This window comes from Clostridium tetani, assembly GCF_900167265.1.
In the GTDB taxonomy this organism is placed as follows: Bacteria; Bacillota; Clostridia; order Clostridiales; family Clostridiaceae; genus Clostridium_G; species Clostridium_G tetani.
This window is the reverse complement of record NZ_FUWT01000004.1, coordinates 51470-69931: the sequence shown is the minus strand read 5'-3', so window position 1 is coordinate 69931 and position 18462 is coordinate 51470. Positions and strand designations below refer to the sequence as shown.

Sequence of the window (18462 nt, the reverse complement as noted above, 5' to 3'; positions counted from 1 at the left end):
GCCCTCCTTAATTTATATACAATTATATTTATTTTTAATAATCTAAATTTATATCACCACGATTGTGATGTCATTGATTACTTTAAATTATATACTAGCTTCGTCTTTAAAACGTCTACATTTCAAATATATTCTGAAATTTTTATATTTTTTCATTTTTATTTTTATAGACGCAACAACTCCTTCGCTTTAGTTTATATTGTAGCCCTTTATTTTATACCTTAAAGTTCTTTCACCTATCTTCAGAATTTCAGCTGTTTTTCTCCTATTTCCATGGAAATGTTTTAGATTATATTCTATAACCTTTTTTTCTATGGTTTTAAAGTCTTCTCCTATATATATAGGAATTAAATCATCTTTTTCTCTATCAATATTTCTGTTTTGAAATATCTCCTCAGGTAAATCTTCTTTTTTTATATAATTGTCTTCTGTAAGCACTATTGCCCTTTCTATAATATTTTGTAGTTCTCTAACATTTCCATGATATTTATATTTCTCAAGGCTATCTAAAGCATCCCCAGTTATTCCTTTTATATCTTTTTCTAATTTTAATTTATACTTTTTTATAAAGTATTCTATTAATTTAGCAATATCGTCTTTTCTCTGCCTTAATGGTGGCAATTCTATATTTATAACATTTATTCTATAAAACAAATCTTGTCTAAAATTATTTTTTTCTATTTCTTCTATTAAATTTTTATTAGTAGCTGCTATAAATCTAAAGTCTACATTTATTGATGAACTAGACCCTATAGGTCTTATCTCCTTATCCTGTAAAACTCTTAAAAGTTTAGTTTGTAAATTTATGTCCATATCCCCTATTTCATCTAAAAACAATGTTCCCTTTTGAGATAGTTCAATTATACCTTTTTTATCTTCTACTGCTCCAGTAAAAGCTCCCTTTTTATGACCAAATAATTCACTTTCTAACAAATTACTTGGAATTGCTGAACAATTTATAGCATTAAAAGGACCTTCTTTTCTATTTCCATTAAAATGTATAGCCTTAGCAACTAATTCCTTTCCCGTACCACTTTCTCCAGTTATAAGTACATTAACATCTATATCCTTCACTCTATCTATAAGTTCAAATATCTTGTTCATTTCCTTTGAATTTCCTATAATATCATATCTAGAATTAGAAACCTCTATTTGGCTGCTTAAATATTTTATTTGAGAATTTAGATTTATATATTCATTTACTTTGCTTAGAAATAAACTAAGTTCTTCTATATTAATTGGTTTAGTTACATAATAAAAAGCACCTAATTTCATAGCTTGTACAGAAGATTCTATAGTTCCATAAGCTGTCATAATAATCACTATAGTTTCTTTTTTTATTTTCTTTATTTCCTTTAGTATTTCCAAACCATCTTCTGTACCTAATCTTAAATCCAATAAAATTATATCTATATTTTCCTTTATTAATAAATGTAATACATCATTTTTGTTGTCACAAGAAAATATATTATAGTTATCTTCTAGAGCAAATTCTAAGGATCTTCTTATGGTAGCTTCATCGTCCACTATCATTAATTTATACAATTATCATCACTCCTAATCCCCCCAAATTCTAATATAAATGTACTTCCTAATTCTTTTTTGCTCCTCATATTTATTTTAACGTTATTTTCTGTTAAAAGTTGATAGCTTACAAATAACCCCAGTCCTGTACCTTCTGACTTATTAGTGTAAAATGGATTAAATAATTTACTCATCTCTTCCTCTTCTATTCCACAACCATTATCTTTAATGTATAAAAATATTTTTTCATCCTTTAATATAGAATATATATTTATTTGCCCCACTTCTTTATCTATACTCTCTATTGCATTTATAAGTAAATTTATTATAACCTGCTTAAAATGATTCTTATCCATATACACATATATATTGCTTTCTATATTTATATACATATTAACTCTATTTTTTTTTAATTTATCCAGCAAAAATATGGTTATTCTATTTAATTCATCTAATAAATTAATATCTTCTTTGAAAGGTTTTCTTGGCTTAGAATATTCTAAAAGATCCTTTATAATTTCATTTAATCTATCTATTTCCAAAGGTATATCCTTAGAAATTCTTTCCCTGAATTTAGCACTATCATATTTTATAGGAATAAGTTCTGTATACATCTTTATAGAGGTTAAAGGATTTCTTATTTCATGAGCTATACCAGATACCAAAGTTCCTAAGGAATGCATCTTATCCCTAGTTCTTATGTTTTCTTCCATAGCTTTTTCTTCTGTTATATCCCTAAAGCTTATTATTTTTTCTTTTATATTGTTTTCTTTCTCATTTATAAATTTCACTCTATATTTTATATAAATATTATTTATTCTATTATCTTTTATTGCTAGTTTTCTTTCTACAGTTTCTGTAAACTCATTATCTATATTAAACACATGTTGTAAATAAGTACCTTCTAAATATTCACCACATAAGTCCTTGTCCAATTTTAGAATTTCCTTAGCAGCTTTATTTATGAATATAATTTTGTTTTTCTCATTAAGAGTTATAATACCATTAAATATGTTATTTAGAATCTGTTCTCTAAAATCTTTCTCTTCTTGTATTTGACTATTCTTAGATATTAAACTTTTATTAAATATCTCAAGCTCTTTTGTTTTCTTTTGTACTTCTTTATGTAAAATATCATTCCATGTAAAAAATATTAACAATAAAATTATGGATACAATAGTGACAATTAAAGTAAAGGTAAAAACCTTTCTTACATACCATCTTGGATAGGTCATATCATATCCAAACCACTTTCTATATATGGTTTCATAAGTTCCATTTTCTTTTATTTCTTCTAATCCTCTATTTATTATATCTAATAATTCAACATTACCTTTTTTCACTGCAATAGAATATTCCGTAGAATTTATGGGTACATCTACAATTTTTATATTATCTCTTATTTCCAATTTATTAATATAGTTAACTCCAGTTAGAGTGTTACCAATATAAGCATCTACTTTCTTATTTAATAACCTTTTTAAGGCATCTTCCTGATCTTTTGTAAAAACTATATTTACATCCCCCAACGCTTTTAGATTATTTATAGCCACATCGCCTTTTTGTAATGCCACCTTTTTCCCCTTTAAATCTTCATATTTATATAGACCTAAATTTTCGTTTAGTATAAAAATAGATTGATTGTTTTGAAAATAAGGTTTAGAAAAATCGTATTCCTTTTCTCTTTCTTGAATTTTCTTCATACCCTGTATTAAATCTATTTCTCCATTTTTTAGTTTTTCACAAGCTTTCTCCCAATTCATGGGGTAAAATTGAACTTCAAATCCACAAGTTAAGGATAATGCCCTTACTATATCTACATCAAATCCTGTATAGTTTTTATTATCTCCCATATATTCAAAAGGTGGAAAATTGTCGTCTCCTGCTACTTTTATAACAGCATACTCATATTTTTTATTATGATTTTGCCTACTTTGAAATACTCCATAAAAAATAACTATTATAATGAAAAAAAATAAGATCATAAGAATGTTTCTCTTATTTTTATACAATTCTCCACCTCCCTTCATTTTATTTTAATAAAAGTCTATCAGTTTTTGTCACATTACTCAAGTATCATGTCTATTAACTTCTTTTAAATTATATACTATTTTTCTTTGTTGAACCCTGTACTTTTTTGTCAAAAAAATACACTTATTTTGCAATTTTATTTTAATTACCTTTCATTCTTTTATTTACAACTTATTCATACAATATATTTTATCATTACTGTATAGTTGTAAGTTTCTCTCTTATGCTTTTAATCCTAAAATTAATATTATTTTCATATTATTTTTTAACCACACTTAATATTGTGCAATAAATGAAAGTTATTATATTAATATTTCATTTATTAAAATTTTCTCATTGATTTTTATCCCATCTTTATTTATAATGAAGTTGTAATGAAAATCTTTTCATTCATTATTATAGAAAGGTGGTATTATTTATGGAAATTAAATTGGACATGATGCAAACAGCAGCTTTGGCAGTAGTAATATACTACTTTGGAGCCTGGGTTAAAACAAAAGTACAAGTTTTAGAAAGATTTTGTATACCTGCTCCTGTTGTTGGAGGACTTATTTTCGCTTTTTTAAACCTTTTCTTGAGACAGAGTGGAGCCTTAACTTTGGAACTTGATACTACACTACAAAAGCCTTTTATGATGGTGTTCTTTACTACCATAGGTATGGGTGCTAGTATTGAGCTTATCAAAAAAGGTGGACTTCAAGTTGTTATTTTCTGGCTTATTGCAACCTTACTGTGTATATTCCAAAATGCAATTGGTGTAGGTCTTGCCAAAGTATTTGACCAAAGCCCATTCTTTGGACTACTTTGTGGTTCAGTAACCATGACAGGTGGACATGGTACTGGTGGTGCCTTTGGACCAGATTTTGAGAAAAAATATGGTATAGTTGGAGCCACTGCTACTGCTATGGCATCAGCAACCTTTGGACTAGTTATGGGCTCATTAATTGGAGGACCTATTGGTAAAAGACTTATTGAATCTAAAAATCTAAAATCAAATACATCAGCCCATGAATCTTATGAATCTAAAAATACAGAAATAGCTGCTAGTGTTAAAGATGAAGTGGTAAATTATGAGGAATTATTTAGAACTCTAACTATAATACTTGTTTCCATAGGTATTGGTGCTATTTTAGAAAAATTCTTTGTAAGTATTAATGTTACTCTTCCATCCTATGTTAATGCTATGATTATAGCAGCAATTATATTAAATGTTGGTGAATCCACTGGTAAGTGGAGTGTTAATCAAAAGTGTACAGACATTCTTGGCAATATAGGTCTTAATGTATTCTTATCTATGGCTTTAGTTGGATTAAAGTTATGGGAACTTGCAGCTGTTGCAGGGCCAATGCTTATTATATTAATAACCCAAACTATATTCATGGCTCTATTTGCTTACTTTGTAACATTCAATCTTCTTGGTAGGGACTTTGATGCTGCCGTTATGTCTGCAGGACACTGTGGATTTGGTATGGGAGCTACCCCTAATGGAATTGCAAATATGACCGCAGTTGTTGAAAGATACGGACCTGCTCCTAGAGCTTTCTTTGTACTACCTATAGTTGGTGCATTCCTCATAGATGTTTCCAACTCACTTATAATAGCTGCTTTCGTAAACTTCTTTCACTAAAGTAAATATATAAAACTTAATAAAAATTAAAAATAGGAGGTTGTCTCAAAGTGAGACAACCTCCTATTTTTTTCTTCATATTAATTAATAAAACTACTACTTTAGATATATATTGACATTTTGAAATTTTGAAAATACTCTTGAATTTATATTATGCATATGTTATTCTTATTTATGTCAACTAATCGATTAGTCCATTTTGTGTTATAGACTAGTTGATTAGTCCATTAACACATATTTTAAAATGCATAGAAAGGCGGTTTTTTATGTTATGGAAATTAAATTAGACATGATGCAAACAGCAGCATTAGCAGTGGTTGTATACTATTTTGGAGCCTGGATTAAAACTAAAGCTCAAATTTTAGAAAAATTCTGTATACCTGCTCCTGTTGTTGGCGGACTTATTTTTGCTTTTGTAAACCTTATCTTAAAACAATCTGGGGCTCTTTCCCTAGAACTCGACACTACATTACAAAAACCATTCATGATGGTATTCTTTACTTCCATAGGTATGGGTGCTAGTATCAAACTTATCAAAAAAGGTGGAATTCAGGTTCTTATTTTCTGGCTTGTTGCATCTTTACTATGTGTATTCCAAAATGCTATTGGTATAGGTCTTGCTAAAGTGCTTAATCAAAGCCCATTACTTGGAATGATTTGTGGTTCAGTAACCATGACAGGTGGACATGGTACAGGCGGTGCCTTTGGACCTTCCTTTGAAAAGGACTACGGTGTGGTTGGTGCTACTGCTACTGCTATGGCATCAGCAACTTTTGGACTAGTTATGGGTTCATTAATCGGAGGACCTATTGGTAAAAAACTTATTGAGTCTAGAAATTTAAAACCTAATGTAGACGCATATGAATCAGCTGATACAGAAGCAGCTATAACTGCTAAAGAAGAAGCTATAAGCTATGATGAAGTATTTAAAGCCTTAGCTTTAATACTTATTTCCATAGGTATTGGTGCCGTTTTAGAAAAATTCTTTGTAAGTATTGGAGTTACTCTTCCATCCTATGTTAACTCTATGATTATAGCAGCAATCATACTTAATGTTGGGGAATCAACTGGTAAATGGCATGTTAATAGCAAATGTATGGACATCCTTGGTAATATAGGACTTAATGTATTTTTATCCATGGCTTTAGTTGGATTAAAATTATGGGAACTTGCAGCTGTTGCAGGACCAATGTTAATCATATTAGTAGCTCAAACTATATTTATGGCTCTATTTGCTTATTTTGTAACATTCAATCTTCTTGGTAGAGACTTTGATGCAGCTGTACTTGCTGCAGGTAACTGTGGATTTGGTATGGGAGCCACTCCTAACGGAATTGCAAATATGACCGCAGTTGTTGAAAGATATGGACCTGCTCCTAGGGCTTTCTTCGTATTGCCTATAGTTGGTGCATTCCTCATAGACTTCTCCAACTCCATAATAATAGCTGGATTTTTAAACTTTGTAACTAAATATTTATTATAAAATAGAAATGCTAGCATTTTTGCTAGCATTTCTATTTTATATATTTGTCCCAATAGTTCCTTTATAATCTTTTATTATCCTTTCCTCTTTATACATATACTCCGAGTCAAAGTTTAAATTTTCAAAAGCAACAGAAAACATTAACTTTATTCTATTTAATTGGTTTACTTCACTAGCTCCTGGGTCATAATCAATAGCTACAATGTTTGCCCCTGGATAAGTTCTTTTTAATTCTTTTATCATACCCTTACCAGTTACATGATTTGGTAGACAAGCAAAAGGTTGCATGCATACTATATTTTTAACTCCAGATTCTATTAATTCTACCATTTCTCCAGTTAAAAACCATCCTTCACCTGTTTGATGTCCTAAGTCTAAAATATTAGAAGCTCCTTTAGCTATTTTATCAATTTTCTTAGGTGCTGAGAATCTTGTACTATTATCTAATGCCTGTTTTAACTCTTTTCGATAAAATTCCATTATATTTATAGCTATTTTGCCTAAGATTGCATTTAGTTTTTTCCCTGATAATTTTTCATATTTATACTTCATATTATAGGAACAATACATAAAAAAGTCTATTAAGTCTGGAATTACAGCTTCTCCACCTTCTTTTTCTATAATATCCACTATATTATTGTTTGCTGTGGGGTGAAATTTCACAAGTATTTCTCCTACTAAACCTATCTTAGGTTTTATAATATTTTTTACTTCTAGTTGGTCAAAATCCATTACTATTTTATGAATATTATCTTTAAATTCTTTTCTATTGCCATTTGATATATTCTCTTTACATTTTTTCATCCATTCTTCATGCAATCTATTAGTTGTTCCTTTAATTTTTTCATAAGGTCTTACCTTATGAATAACTCTCATTAAAAGATCACCATAAACTAGAGCCATCAATCCTTTATTAGCAAGTGGTAGGCTTATTTTAAATCCTGGATTACTTTCTAATCCCGCAACATTTGCTGAGATAACTGGTACTTGAGTAAAATCTGCATCTTTTAGAGCTTTTCTTATAAATCCTATATAATTTGTAGCCCTGCACCCCCCACCAGTTTGTGAAATTATAATTGCGGTTTTATCAATATCATACTTGCCGGATTTTAATGCCTCCATTATTTGTCCTATAACTATAACAGATGGATAACAAGCATCATTATTTACATACTTTAACCCCTCATCTATAGCTTTTTTATCTACAGAAGGTAATACTTCTAAGTTGTAACCTTCAGATTTAAATGCCTCTTGTACCAATTCAAAATGTATTGGAGCCATTTGAGGGCATAGTATTGTATGAGTTTTTCTCATTTCTCTAGTAAATAACTTTCTTGGTTTATCTTCTACTAATTTTTTAGGCTTAAACCCTCTTTTTTCCCTTTCATTTAAAGCAGCTATTAAAGATCTAATTCTTATTCTAACAGCTCCTAAATTACTACCCTCGTCTATTTTCAAAAGAGTATACATTTTGCCATGAGAGTTAAGTATATCCTCAACTTGATCTGTAGTAACTGCATCTAAACCACATCCAAAAGAATTTAATTGTATAAGTTCTATATTTTCTTCTTTTGATACAAAACTAGCTGCTTCATATAATCTTGAATGGTAAACCCATTGATCAACTGCCCTTAGTGGTCTTTTTACTTCTCCTAAATGAAATACAGAATCCTCTGTCAAAACTGCTATATCATAAGATGTTATAACTTCTGGAATTCCATGGTTTATCTCTGGATCAATATGGTATGGTCTCCCAGCTAAGACTATGCCTTTTTTATTATTTTCTTTTAAATATTTTAAAACCTCTTCTCCTTTATTTCTTAAGTCTTCTTTTACCTTTTTATCTTCTTCATATGCCTTATTTACCGCATTTATTATTTCATTTCTATCTATATTAAACTCCTTAAATTCTTCATATAATCTTTTTATTAATTTGTTCTTATTATTTAAGGATAAGAAAGGTTTCATAAATTTAATATTTCTTTCTCTTAATTTATCCATATTATTTTTTATAACTTCCGGATATGAAGTTACTATTGGACAATTAAAATGGTTTGTCGCCTCTTTTATTTCTTTTTGTTCATGGGATATACATGGATAGAAAATAAAATCTATACCTTTATTTATCAAACTAGCAATATGACCATGAACTAATTTAGCTGGATAACATACAGATTCTGAAGGAATGGTTTCCATTCCTAATTTGTATATGTCCTTAGAGGTTCTAGGTGATAACTCAACTCTAAATTTTAATTCAGTAAAAAACCTATACCAAAAAGGATAGTTTTCATATATATTTAATACTCTTGGTATACCAACAATTCCTCTGTAAGCTTCCTCTTTTTTTAAAGATTTATAGCTAAATATTCTATTATATTTATACTCGTATAAATTTGGTGCTTTACTTTTATTTATTTCTCTTCCTGCACCTTTTTCACATCTATTACCAGATATAAATTTTTTTCCATCTGGAAATTTATTTATAGTAAGTAGACAATTATTAGCACATCTACCGCATCTTTGTAAGGATAAATTGATAGTGAATTCTTTTAGTTTATCCATTTTAATTAAGGTAGACTTATATCCTTTAGTATAACTTTCTTTAGCTATTAATGCCGCTCCAAAAGCTCCCATGAGTCCAGCTATATCAGGTCTTACAACTTCCCTTTCTGAAACTATTTCAAAAGCTCTTAAAACAGAATCGTTATAAAAAGTTCCTCCTTGTACTATTATGTTTTTACCTATTTCGTCTTTATTTCTTATTTTAATTACTTTAAACAGTGCATTCTTTATTACTGAATAGGATAAACCTGCTGAGATATCTCCAATACTAGCTCCTTCCTTTTGAGCTTGTTTAACTTTTGAATTCATAAACACCGTACATCTTGATCCTAAGTCTACTGGATGTTCTCCTAGTAAAGCTTCCTTTGCAAAATTTTCAACATCTATATTTAATGAATGAGCAAAAGTTTCTATAAAAGAACCACACCCTGATGAACAAGCCTCATTTAGCATTATACTATCTATAACTCCATCTTTTATTATTAAGCACTTCATATCCTGTCCACCTATATCTAGAATAAAATCTACTTCTGGTAAAAAAAATTGAGCTCCCTTATAATGTGATACTGTTTCTACTTCTCCTACATCTACACAAAGGGCGGCCTTTATTAATGCTTCTCCATATCCTGTTACTGCTGAACTGGCTATTTTTGCATTTGAAGGTATAATCTCATATACTTCTTTTAAGAATTCAATAGTAGATTTTAAAGGATTTCCTTTATTATTTCCATATTTATAATATAGTAAATTTCCTTCTTCATCTATTAATACTATTTTAGTAGTAGTTGAACCTGAGTCTATTCCTAAAAAACAATTTCCAATAAATCCATCTAAGGATTTTCTTTTTATCTTGCTCTTATTATGTCTACTTCTAAATTCCTCCAATTCCTTTTTATTTCTAAATAACGGCTCTAAATTTCGAACTTCTTTATTAGTTAAGTTTTTTATATTATTTGTTTTATTAATAAATTCTTTAAAATTTACTACATCTTTATCTAATGATGATATTGCTGCTCCTAAAGCTACAAATAATTCTGAGTTTTTAGGTGCAATGACTTCTTCATCTTTTAGATTTAATGTACTTATAAATCTATTTTTAAGCTCTGATAAAAAGTGCAAAGGACCACCTAAAAATGCAACATTCCCTTTTATTACCTTTCCACAAGCAAGTCCACTAATTGTTTGATTTACAACAGCCTGAAATATAGATACTGCTATATCTTCTTTAGCTGCACCTTGATTTAATAATGGTTGAACGTCCGTTTTTGCAAAAACTCCACATCTAGCTGCAATTGGATATATTATTTTATGTTTTTTTGCTAATTCATTTAATCCCATAGCATCAGTTTCCAAAAGTGATGCCATTTGATCAATAAAAGCTCCTGTTCCTCCTGCACATGTCCCATTCATTCTCTGATCTATTCCACCTGTAAAGAAAGTTATTTTTGCATCCTCCCCTCCAAGTTCTATGGCTACATCAGTTTCCTTTGCTAATTTTTCTATAGCTTTTGTAGACGCAATAACTTCTTGTATAAATGGTATGTTAAGCCATTCCGATACAGCAAGTCCTCCAGATCCTGTTACCATTATGGTGGCATCTTCTATTGTAAATTTAGTATTCACATTTTTTAATATTTTTATAACGATATTTTTTATATCAGAAAAATGTCTTTCATACATACTATATATTATATTTTTATCTTGATCTAATACAACAATTTTTGCTGTAGTTGAACCAATATCCAGCCCTAAATGAAATATCTTTTCCATATATTATCACCTTTTACCCTTAATAAATTTAGACTGAAATTTCCTCTTTATAAATATATGAAGTATTTTCTTATTTTATATTTATATTTGATAAGTAGGCATAAATGTGGACACATTCATACCTACTTTTATAATTAATTTTGCTTTGAAAATTGTTATATTTACTATTTTTCTTTTACTATATTTTTTTATAAATATAAAAAATAACCATATATTTATATATGGTTATTATATATCTTAAAGCTCCTTAAATCAAGTGTTGTAAAAGATTAATTATCTAATTATTTACGTATTAATGCTTCTTTTTCTTCACCACTTTAAGTCTAAAGAAATCTTCTCTTTCTTTTTCTTCTAAAACGCTACTAATATCTTTAATAGTGGCTTTAAACTTAGGTATTTGAATATTTTCTAGAGCATTTGCTCTCTTTTGAGTCTTTTTAACTTCTATAGCTAATTTGTATACTGCATTTTCTACCTGGGCTAATGTATAAATTAAATACTTTATTTCATTAAATTTAACATAAGCAATATCCATAGCTGAATTAGTTTTATAAAAACTATATCTTGGAACTATATCTTTTTCTTCAAATTTTATTACAGGTACTTCTACTCCCATAACAGACTTAAAAATAACTTCATAATCTGTAGCTTCTGGTATAGTAGATGCTATATCTTCTACTTCTCTAATACCCATAGTTATATTTGCATTTTTTAATGCCTCATAGGCTTCTTTGAAAGTAACATTAATTTTTTCTTGAAGCTCTTTAGATAAATCTACATAAGACATAAGTTCTCTAATTAGTACATTTCTTTTTTTGTCTAATAGTTCAAAACCTTTTTGCGAAAATTCTAATGAGTTTTGTGCACTTATCAGATTGGCTTTAGTTGGAGCAATGTTTTCCATTACTTATCACCTCTATAGTGCTTTTCTAATGCCTCCGGACTTACTCTGTCTAGTTGAGATTTAGGTAATATGGACAATATCTCCCAGGCTAAGTCTAAAGTCTCATCTATACTTCTATTATCTTCAAATCCCTGATTTAAAAATTTACTTTCAAATTCTCTTCCAAACTCCATATATATTTTATCTACTGGCGACAGTTCATCTTCTCCAATTACTTGAGAAAGTGATATTACATCTTGAACATAGGAATAACTTGCAAACAATTGGTTAGAAACTTCTGCATGGTCTTCTCTTGTATAGCCTTCTCCTATACCATCTTTCATTAATCTTGATAATGATGGCAATATATTTACTGGAGGATATATATTTTTACCTGATAAGTCCCTGCTTAAAACAATCTGTCCCTCTGTTATATATCCAGTTAAATCTGGTATTGGATGAGTTATATCATCATTAGGCATAGTCAATATAGGAAGCTGAGTTATAGATCCATCTTTTCCCTCCATCATACCTGCTCTTTCATATAAAGAGGCTAAATCCGAGTAAAGATATCCTGGATATCCTTTTCTACTTGGGACTTCTTCTCTTGATGAGGATAGTTCTCTTAATGCTTCACAATAATTTGTTATATCAGTCATTATTACTAATATATGCATACCTTCTTCAAAAGCTAGGTATTCCGCTGTGGTTAGGGCAGCTCTTGGAGTAGTTATTCTCTCAACAATAGGGTCATCTGCTAAGTTAGTAAACATAACTAATCTATCTATTACACCTGCTTCTTCGAATTTTTTTCTAAAGAATTCTTTATCATCGTGTTTTATTCCCATAGCTGCAAAAACTACTGCGAATTTTTCTTCACCGTCGCCTCCACCAATTTTAGCTTGCCTTATTATTTGAGCCGCTAACTCATTGTGAGGCATACCATTTCCTGAAAATATAGGAAGCTTTTGTCCTCTTATTAGTGTAGTTAAACAGTCTATAGATGATATTCCTGTTTGAATAAAGTTTCTTGGATATTTACGTGCAACAGGATTAATAGGTCTTCCATTAACATTATATTTCTTTAGACTATATATTTCTCCTCTACCATCTATTGCTTCGCCAATACCATTAAATTCTCTACCTAAAACTTCTCTAGAAAGACTTATTTCAAGAGGTTTTCCTGTAAAAGATATGGTTGTATTTTGTAGTGACATACCTGTAGTGGATTCAAAAACTTGAATTACAGCTTTATCTCCTTGTAATTGAACTACTCTCCCCTTTTTTGTTTCTCCATTGGCTATTTTTATTTCTACTATTTCATCATAGGCAACCCCTTCTACCTCTGATAAAACTACCAAGGGACCTTGTACTCTATCTAATAGTAAATATTCTTTTCTCACTATACTCCCTCCCTTGTTATTTTCTATATTGTTCTATAAGTTCTTCATAATATGAAGATATTTTTTCTTCTATTACCTTAATTCCTGAAATGTCTTCATTAGGTATATTGTATTTCATCTTAATTAGGTCTCCAAATATTTCTTCATTTCTAATTTTGGAAATAGGAATTCCCATTTTAACACATTTATATGCATTATCATAAAATAACTCTATAGCTTTAAGCATTTTATATTGTTTTTCTTTTGGTACATAAGTATCCTCATCATGATATGCATTTTGTTGTAAAAATCCTACTTTTAATATTCTAGCCACTTCTAAAATAAGTCTTTGATCATCTGGTAAAACATCTTCTCCTACTAACTTTACAATCTCTTGGAGTTTATTTTCTTCAAATAATATTTTAAGCATTTTATTTCTAAGCTCTATTATATCTTCTGATATATTTTCAAGGTACCAATCTGTTAACATTACATTATATTGACTATAACTTGTCAACCAATTTATTGCAGGATAGTGTCTTGCATAAGCAAGTTTTCTATCTAATCCTAAAAACGCTCCTACGAATCTTTTCGTATTTTGGGTTACTGGTTCAGAGAAATCTGCCCCCGCTGGTGAAACTGCACCTATAACAGTTACAGATCCTTCTGTATCATTTAAATTTTCTACATATCCTGCCCTTTCATAAAACTCTGCTATTCTTGAAGGTAGGTATGCTGGATATCCTTCTTCTGCTGGCATTTCTTCAAGCCTTCCAGATATTTCCCTTAATGCTTCTGCCCATCTTGATGTTGAATCTGCCATGATTGCTACATCATATCCCATATCTCTATAATATTCTGCTATAGTTATACCAGTATAAATAGATGCTTCCCTAGCCGCAACTGGCATATTAGATGTATTTGCTATTAAAACTGTTCTATTCATAAGAGATGTATTTGTTTTAGGGTCTATAAGTTTAGGGAAATCCTCTAAAACTTCCGTCATTTCATTTCCTCTTTCACCGCATCCAATATAGACTATTATGTCTGCATCAGACCATTTGGCTAATTGATGTTGTGTCATAGTTTTACCAGTTCCAAATCCACCTGGGATTGCAACAGTACCTCCTTTAGCAATTGGAAAAAACATATCTAATATTCTTTGACCTGTTATCAATGGCTTACCTAAAGACAATCTATTTTTTATAGGTCTTGGTGTTCTAACTGGCCATCTTTGATATAAATTTAATTCATATATGTTTCCTCCATCCTTTACAGTAACAATTTTTTCTTCTATATTGTATTTCCCACTTTCTTTTACTTTTGTAACTTCTCCATTTACATCTTGAGGAACCATAATTCTATGCTTTATAATATTAGTTTCTTGAACTTCAGCATATACATCTCCTGGTTTTAATTTATCCCCAACTTTAACTACTATATTTACATCCCATTCTTTCTCCTCATCTATAGATATTAATCCAATCCCTTCATCTATAAATCCATAGGATATTTCATTTATTTTTTTAAGAGGTCTTTGTATACCATCAAACATATTTCCTATTATTCCTGGTCCTAGTTTTAATGAAAGTGGCATCCCAGTAGAACTTATATTTTCTCCTATTTTCAATCCTGAAGTTTCTTCATAAACTTGTATTGTTGCCAAATCATTTTCTAGTATGATTATTTCCCCTATAAGTTTTTTCTTTCCTACCATTACCATTTCTCTCATTTTAAATTTTGACATACCCTCTGCTTTTATAACAGGACCATTTATTCCCACTATAGTTCCTACTAGACTATCCAATAGAACCACTCCTTTATCTACATGAATAACTCTGTTATACTTATTCCTATTTTTTCTTTACATTCTTCAATACTTATCTCTAAGCTACAATCTACTCTAAATTTATTATTTTTATCTTGAATAATGTATCCACCAATTATATCTTTAGACTCATTACTAACTTCTACATTATCCTTATTAATAACTTTTTTAAACTTTTCTAAATCCTTTTTATTAAAATAAATAATAATACCTTCTTTATTTTCTATATCTTTTAAAGTATTATCCAAGTGGCTTTTTATATAATTTATATATTCATCTGATTTAGTAAAATCTATTATTCTTTCTTTTAAGCTTTCCAAAGTTTCATTTATCATATTTTCTTTTAGATTTAATAATTGCTGTTGCTCTTCAAGTTTGAGTTTAAATACTTCCTTTTCAAACTTAGACTTAATCTTTTTTTCTACACTTTGCATATTTTTATTCCTATATTTTTTAACTTCTCTTTCTTCTTTTTCTATAGTGTCTTTTTCCACATTTTCTAGTTCATCTAATTCAGAATTTATTTTATCATCCACTTCGCCATATATTATTTTTGAAAAAAGATTTATTTTATCTTCTATTGTAACCATACAATATCACCTCAAATCTTAAGCCCTATTGCTTCTTTTATATATCTTAAAATCCAATCGTCCCCTCTACTACTTCCATGTCTATCTGGTATTTCAACTATAAGTGGTAAATACTTAGAGGTTTTGATTTCGTTTATTTTTTCAGGTACTAGTTTTGAAATTACTTCAGTTATAATTATTATTCCTATATCTTTTCTATTGCTTATTTTTTCTATGCATTCTAAAACTTCTTCTTCTCTATGGAGAACCTCTCCATTAATACCTGCGATTTTTAATCCTACTAATGTATCTATATTGTCACTTATTAAGTACATTTTCATATTATCTACCCCTTGGTGACTATCTAAGCTTTAATATTAAAGCTTAGATAGTATCATAATAGAAATTATAAGTCCATATATAGCGATACCTTCTGCTAATCCAACATATATTAAAGTTTTTCCTAGTATATCTGGATCTTCTGATACCGCTCCTAATGCTGATGAACCAACAGCACCAACTGCATATCCGGCACCAATTGTTGCAAGTCCTGTACATATAGCTGCTGCTAAATAACCCAATCCTATAGCAGTTCCTGCACCAGCATCTCCTGCAGCATGAACAATATTTGGTATCATAAATATTAAAGCTGCACTTATTGTTGGTGCAAAAACTGATAAATTAATTTTCAATGCTTTCTTCAGTTTACCTTTACCTTCTATATCTTCCTTTGCTTTTTGTACAAATCCATAAGTTATTGTTGACACCGCAATTATAAATGTAAAAATTAAAACATATATCATATTTATTACCTCCTAAATTTAGAAATTATTCCACACTATCTATTGTTATAGGTTTAAATTGTAATCCTGAACCATCATAATATTTGCTAAATAACTCATAGTATTCTAGTCTTAATCCTTGAATAAAAACTATAAGCCCTTCTAGAACTATTATTATGACGTTACCAAGCACATACATTAATATGCTACCTGCACTATTTTTCATCATTTGTGCCATAGATGCAAAGGCGATGAAAAGACCTACATGGTTTAAAGCAAAAGCCCCAACCCTTATAAAGGACACTGTATTTGAAAACATACTTAAAAGTGTTTCTATAACTCCGAATCCACTTTCAACAAAATAATCTGATGTTTTTTCTGTAATTACAAAGCCTTTTTTTGATATTGCATTTGCCAAGGGGTGTTTTAAAACCATTAATGCTAGTAATGCTACAAATATAAGGATCCAAATTGTTGTGCTCATAGTATCTCTTGAAGTTATTTTTGTAAACGCAAAAACAAGAAGTAGTATATAAAACACCATACCCGTTATTCCATTTCTTCCGAAGATACCCTCCTCTAAGTTTTCATTCTTTATATTGTTAACAATACCGTATAAGAAACCGATTATTAAAATAAAGCATCCAAATGCTATTGATCCAACAAGCATTGTTTGTATATTTTCCATTGGACTTATTAGTATAGGCTTTATTAAATCTTCAAATCCAAATACACTTCCATATAAAAAACCAAAAATCATAGAAATAGATCCTAATCTTACTAATATATTGCCTGGGGCATAATTCTCTTTTTTCTTTTTCATGTATAACCCTGCTAATAACAGTACTAACCCTTGTCCTACATCACCAAACATAGTACCAAACATAATCATATATGTTATAGCTAAAAATGTAGTAGGATCAATTTCTCCATAACTTGGAGTTCCATACATATTTACCATAATTTCAAAGGGCTTTACTAGAATATTATTTCTTAACTTTGTAGGTGGAGAAACACCATTTTCTATTTCATCTATCTTTTTTTCAAGTACGATTATTTTTTTATTTAGTTTTTTAATATTATTCTTAAATCCGCCTATCATACTACTTGGAACCCATCCTGATAAATAAAAGAAGTTTTTACTGTATGCAATGTACTCTCTTAACTTACTTGCTCTTTTTTCTAGTTCAAAACTTTTTAATATAGCCTCTATGGATAAATTATTATTATCATAGAACTCATTTATTCTATTTTTAACAGCTTGTATTTTTTCTTCGATTTCTATTAACTCTTTTTCTATTAAATTTATTACTTCTTTAGGGTTTCCTTTATAATCTAATGGTAGATCTAGTCTTTCACAATTTAATGAATTTAATATTCTTTCTGTATCTATTTTTAAAGCCTTTGTAGATACCACAATTATTATGTCAAATCCATTACCTTTATATACTTTATCTACTATAGCTGGTATATTTTCATAGTTTTCTTTCATAATATTAAACTTTTTGTCTTCTATTTTATATGCTTCTAACTCAAAATTTTTCAAGCTAGTAAATTTTTCAATATTAGTATCAATAGATAAAAAATACTTTAAATTTTCTTTATAAATTTCTAATTCCTTCTCTTTATTCTTATACTTGTTAAGATTTTCATTTAGCTTTTTAATCCTATCTACTATATTAAATATATTTTCCTCTAATTCATTATAGTTTAATATTAAATTTTCATTTTTTATTTCTATATTTTCCCTTTCACCAAGCATTCCCTTTAAACTATTTATTTTTTCATTGACCTTAGAATAATCTCTTTTTTCAAAATAAGGTTTAACATAGTTTACATCTATTAAAGTATCTAAATTTTCTTCAGTTGTAGATATATTAAAATTACCACTGCTTATCTTGTCAAATGCGTTTACAGGATGAAGTGCCTTAGATAATACAACTTCCTTAGTTACAGAATCAATAAGTTCTATAGGAGATGCTATATTAACCATAACCATTTTCTCTATTGACATAAAATCA

The 18462-nt window shown here is 29.1% G+C and carries 12 protein-coding genes; 2 read left to right on the top strand and 10 right to left on the bottom strand.

Annotated elements, in window-relative coordinates; all coding sequences use genetic code 11:
* Positions 1-189 precede the first annotated feature (189 nt).
* Positions 190-1545 carry a sigma-54-dependent transcriptional regulator gene (locus B5D21_RS03835; protein ID WP_011100459.1) on the bottom strand — a complete coding sequence of 452 codons (1356 nt, stop codon included), beginning with the start codon at positions 1543-1545 and terminating at the stop codon, positions 190-192.
* Positions 1533-3536, bottom strand: coding sequence for a transporter substrate-binding domain-containing protein (locus B5D21_RS03830; RefSeq protein WP_035108923.1), 2004 nt, complete (start codon positions 3534-3536; stop codon positions 1533-1535). Before B5D21_RS03830 ends, B5D21_RS03835 begins: the two co-directional genes overlap by 13 nt.
* Before the next feature lie 437 nt (positions 3537-3973).
* Between B5D21_RS03830 and gltS (B5D21_RS03825) the strand changes: the two genes are divergently transcribed.
* Both gltS (B5D21_RS03825) and gltS (B5D21_RS03820) read left to right on the top strand, forming a co-directional pair.
* Complete coding sequence (gene gltS, locus B5D21_RS03825; RefSeq protein WP_035108922.1) at positions 3974-5182, top strand: sodium/glutamate symporter; 1209 nt, start codon at positions 3974-3976, stop codon at positions 5180-5182.
* 271 nt (positions 5183-5453) lie between these two features.
* Positions 5454-6665: a sodium/glutamate symporter gene (gene gltS, locus B5D21_RS03820; RefSeq protein WP_035108921.1), complete on the top strand. Its 1212-nt coding sequence runs from the start codon at positions 5454-5456 to the stop codon at positions 6663-6665.
* A gap of 36 nt (positions 6666-6701) precedes the next feature.
* On the opposite strand, the gene B5D21_RS03815 is transcribed toward gltS (B5D21_RS03820), so the two are convergent.
* The 8 genes from B5D21_RS03815 to B5D21_RS03780 all read right to left on the bottom strand — a co-directional run bounded on the left by B5D21_RS03815 (position 6702) and on the right by B5D21_RS03780 (position 18455).
* Positions 6702-10997, bottom strand: coding sequence for a 2-hydroxyacyl-CoA dehydratase (locus B5D21_RS03815; protein WP_011100462.1), 4296 nt, complete (start codon positions 10995-10997; stop codon positions 6702-6704).
* A gap of 292 nt (positions 10998-11289) precedes the next feature.
* Positions 11290-11901, bottom strand: coding sequence for a V-type ATP synthase subunit D (locus tag B5D21_RS03810; RefSeq protein ID WP_011100463.1), 612 nt, complete (start codon positions 11899-11901; stop codon positions 11290-11292).
* Positions 11901-13283 carry a V-type ATP synthase subunit B gene (locus B5D21_RS03805; protein ID WP_011100464.1) on the bottom strand — a complete coding sequence of 461 codons (1383 nt, stop codon included), beginning with the start codon at positions 13281-13283 and terminating at the stop codon, positions 11901-11903. The genes B5D21_RS03810 and B5D21_RS03805 overlap by 1 nt, the downstream gene beginning before the upstream one ends.
* Positions 13284-13299: 16 nt before the next feature.
* Positions 13300-15078: a V-type ATP synthase subunit A gene (locus tag B5D21_RS03800; protein WP_011100465.1), complete on the bottom strand. Its 1779-nt coding sequence runs from the start codon at positions 15076-15078 to the stop codon at positions 13300-13302.
* Positions 15079-15086: 8 nt separating this feature from the next.
* Positions 15087-15680 carry a V-type ATP synthase subunit E gene (locus B5D21_RS03795; RefSeq protein ID WP_011100466.1) on the bottom strand — a complete coding sequence of 198 codons (594 nt, stop codon included), beginning with the start codon at positions 15678-15680 and terminating at the stop codon, positions 15087-15089.
* A gap of 11 nt (positions 15681-15691) precedes the next feature.
* Positions 15692-16000, bottom strand: a complete 309-nt coding sequence (locus B5D21_RS03790) for a V-type ATP synthase subunit F (RefSeq protein ID WP_035108919.1) — start codon at positions 15998-16000, stop codon at positions 15692-15694.
* A 36-nt stretch (positions 16001-16036) separates the two neighbouring features.
* Complete coding sequence (locus tag B5D21_RS03785) at positions 16037-16462, bottom strand: ATP synthase subunit C (RefSeq protein WP_011100467.1); 426 nt, start codon at positions 16460-16462, stop codon at positions 16037-16039.
* 25 nt (positions 16463-16487) lie between these two features.
* Complete coding sequence (locus B5D21_RS03780) at positions 16488-18455, bottom strand: V-type ATP synthase subunit I (RefSeq protein WP_052040313.1); 1968 nt, start codon at positions 18453-18455, stop codon at positions 16488-16490.
* Between the last annotated feature and the right edge of the window lie 7 nt (positions 18456-18462).

Bases quoted from the DNA above. Each gene is read 5' to 3' on its own strand.
- gltS (WP_035108922.1), top strand. From the start codon at position 3,974: ATGGAAATTAAATTGGACATGATGCAAACAGCAGCTTTGGCAGTAGTA.
- gltS (WP_035108921.1), top strand. From the start codon at position 5,454: ATGGAAATTAAATTAGACATGATGCAAACAGCAGCATTAGCAGTGGTT.
- B5D21_RS03815 (WP_011100462.1), bottom strand. From the start codon at position 10,997: ATGGAAAAGATATTTCATTTAGGGCTGGATATTGGTTCAACTACAGCA.
- B5D21_RS03810 (WP_011100463.1), bottom strand. From the start codon at position 11,901: ATGGAAAACATTGCTCCAACTAAAGCCAATCTGATAAGTGCACAAAAC.
- B5D21_RS03795 (WP_011100466.1), bottom strand. From the start codon at position 15,680: ATGGTTACAATAGAAGATAAAATAAATCTTTTTTCAAAAATAATATAT.
- B5D21_RS03790 (WP_035108919.1), bottom strand. From the start codon at position 16,000: ATGAAAATGTACTTAATAAGTGACAATATAGATACATTAGTAGGATTA.
- B5D21_RS03785 (WP_011100467.1), bottom strand. From the start codon at position 16,462: ATGATATATGTTTTAATTTTTACATTTATAATTGCGGTGTCAACAATA.
- B5D21_RS03780 (WP_052040313.1), bottom strand. From the start codon at position 18,455: ATGTCAATAGAGAAAATGGTTATGGTTAATATAGCATCTCCTATAGAA.